Origin of the sequence: Citrobacter sp. Cpo037, assembly GCF_030332945.1 — a bacterium.
Taxonomy (GTDB): Bacteria; Pseudomonadota; Gammaproteobacteria; order Enterobacterales; family Enterobacteriaceae; genus Citrobacter; species Citrobacter portucalensis.
In genome coordinates, this window is sequence record NZ_JAOWGW010000084.1 from 1 (window position 1) to 2,370 (window position 2,370).

2 protein-coding genes and 1 pseudogene are annotated in these 2,370 nt (G+C 51.5%); 2 read left to right on the forward strand and 1 reads right to left on the reverse strand.

Features of this window, described 5'->3' with window-relative positions:
- Positions 1-252 (forward strand): transposase (locus OGX94_RS24700; protein ID WP_136129390.1); only part of this gene is annotated, 252 nt, incomplete at its 5' end.
- A gap of 277 nt (positions 253-529) precedes the next feature.
- Positions 530-1,366: pseudogene (locus OGX94_RS24705) on the forward strand (Tn3 family transposase); the annotation flags it as partial.
- Between the two features lie 200 nt (positions 1,367-1,566).
- Here OGX94_RS24705 and OGX94_RS24710 read toward each other — a convergent pair.
- On the reverse strand, positions 1,567-2,370 hold an 804-nt coding region (locus tag OGX94_RS24710), incomplete at its 5' end, for an IS5 family transposase (RefSeq protein ID WP_286570118.1).

Genomic DNA, 2,370 nt, shown 5'->3' on the forward strand with positions numbered 1-2,370 from the left:
CAGTACAGCACGGGAGGTAGGACGACATTGCTGGGAATTAGTAAGCGAGGTAATAAAAAGATCCGAACTTTGTTGGTTCAATGTGCCAGGGTATTCATACAAAAACTGGAACACCAGTCTGGCAAATTGGCCGATTGGGTCAGGGATTTACTGTGCCGGAAAAGCAACTTTGTCGTCACTTGTGCTCTGGCAAACAAGCTGGCCAGAATAGCCTGGGCCCTAACGGCACGACAGCAAACTTATGTAGCATAACGGCAGAAATACACCGGTTTAAAGAATTACTGATCTGGTTTTGCGAATACTGATATTGATGATACTAACGGCCCACCGGCCTGTTGAGGAACCTGTAAAACGGAAAGGCTCATTGAAGCCGTATATTTTCTGGAGGTTCATCAGGCGCGGAACTCATCGAGGCGCGGGAATAAAATCCCATTCAGACGCCGGATAGATTCAAGCAAGCCAACTTGTCGTCAAAATCGGTGTTGCAAAAACGGGAGTGACCATAGATTCCGTTTTCTGAGGCGACCCCCAGTATTCCGGCTTTCACGGCATCGTTATCCCCGGTACGTTGCGTGACTCTATCTTTGTGCTGGAAGGGCTTCTGGAGCAGCAGACGGGGCTGAATCCGGTGGAGATTATGACGGACACTGGAGGGTCCAGCGACATTATCTTTGGCCTGTTCTGGCTGCTGGGCTACCAGTTTTCGCCCCGCCTGGCAGATGCCGGTGAGGCGGTATTTTGGCGTGCAGATAAAAATGCGAACTACGGGGTACTGGATGAGCTGGCGCGGGGATGCGTTGAACTGTCAAAGATAGAAACCCAATGGGATGAAATGATGAGGGTTTCCGGTTCTCTGAAGCTGGGTACAGTCCACGCCTCAGAACTTGTGGGCTCGCTTTTAAAAAGTTCCCGTCCGTCAGGGCTGGCGCAGGCGATTATGGAGGTGGGACGGGTCAACAAGACGCTGTACCTCCTCAACTACATTGATGATGAAGAATATCGTCGCAGGATACTGACTCAGCTTAACCGGGGAGAAGGCCGTCACGCCGTGGCAAGGGCGATCTGTTACGGCCAACGTGGTGAGATTAGAAAACGTTACCGTGAGGGGCAGGAGGATCAACTGGGTGCGCTGGGGCTTGTCACTAACGCAGTTGTATTGTGGAACACGCTTTATATGCAGGAAGCGCTATCACATTTGCGCAGCGCTGGTGAGATCCCGGAAGACGAGCATATCTCACGCCTGTCGCCACTGATGTACGGTCATATCAACATGCTGGGACATTATACGTTCACGCTGCCGGAAAATATTCTGAAGGGAGAGTTGAGGCCATTAAATTTCAATTCAAACAATGAATTATTGCCTTAACGTGGTTTTTTACACGATTGAACCTCGAACCCCTATTATCAACGGCTCGGAAGTGTCTAGATTTTCCGTGGCGATTCATTCTTCTCGGCTGACTCAGTCATTTCATTTCTTCATGTTTGAGCCGATTTTTTCTCCCGTAAATGCCTTGAATCAGCCTATTTAGACCGTTTCTTCGCCATTTAAGGCGTTATCCCCAGTTTTTAGTGAGATCTCTCCCACTGACGTATCATTTGGTCCGCCCGAAACAGGTTGGCCAGCGTGAATAACATCGCCAGTTGGTTATCGTTTTTCAGCAACCCCTTGTATCTGGCTTTCACGAAGCCGAACTGTCGCTTGATGATGCGAAATGGGTGCTCCACCTTGGCCCGGATGCTGGCTTTCATGTATTCGATGTTGATGGCCGTTTTGTTCTTGCGTGGATGCTGTTTCAAGGTTCTTACCTTGCCGGGGCGCTCGGCGATCAGCCAGTCCACATCCACCTCGGCCAGCTCCTCGCGCTGTGGCGCCACTTGGTAGCCGGCATCGGCTGAGACAAATTGCTCCTCTCCATGCAGCAGATTACCCAGCTGATTGAGGTCATGCTCGTTGGCCGCGGTAGTGACTAGGCTGTGGGTCAGGCCACTCTTGGCATCGACCAAGGTGCCTTGAGTCATCATGACGCCTGCTTCGGCCAGCAAGCGATTGATGGTCTTGAACAATTGGCGGGCCAGTTGATGCTGCTCCAGCAGGTGGCGGAAATTCATGATGGTGGTGCGGTCCGGCAAGGCGCTATCCAGGGATAACCGGGCAAACAGACGCATGGAGGCGATTTCGTACAGAGCATCTTCCATCGCGCCATCGCTCAGGTTGTACCAATGCTGCATGCAGTGAATGCGTAGCATGGTTTCCAGCGGATAAGGTCGCCGGCCATTACCAGCCTTGGGGTAAAACGGCTCGATGACTTCCACCATGTTTTGCCATGGCAGAATCTGCTCCATGCGGGACAAGAAAATCTCTTTTCTGGT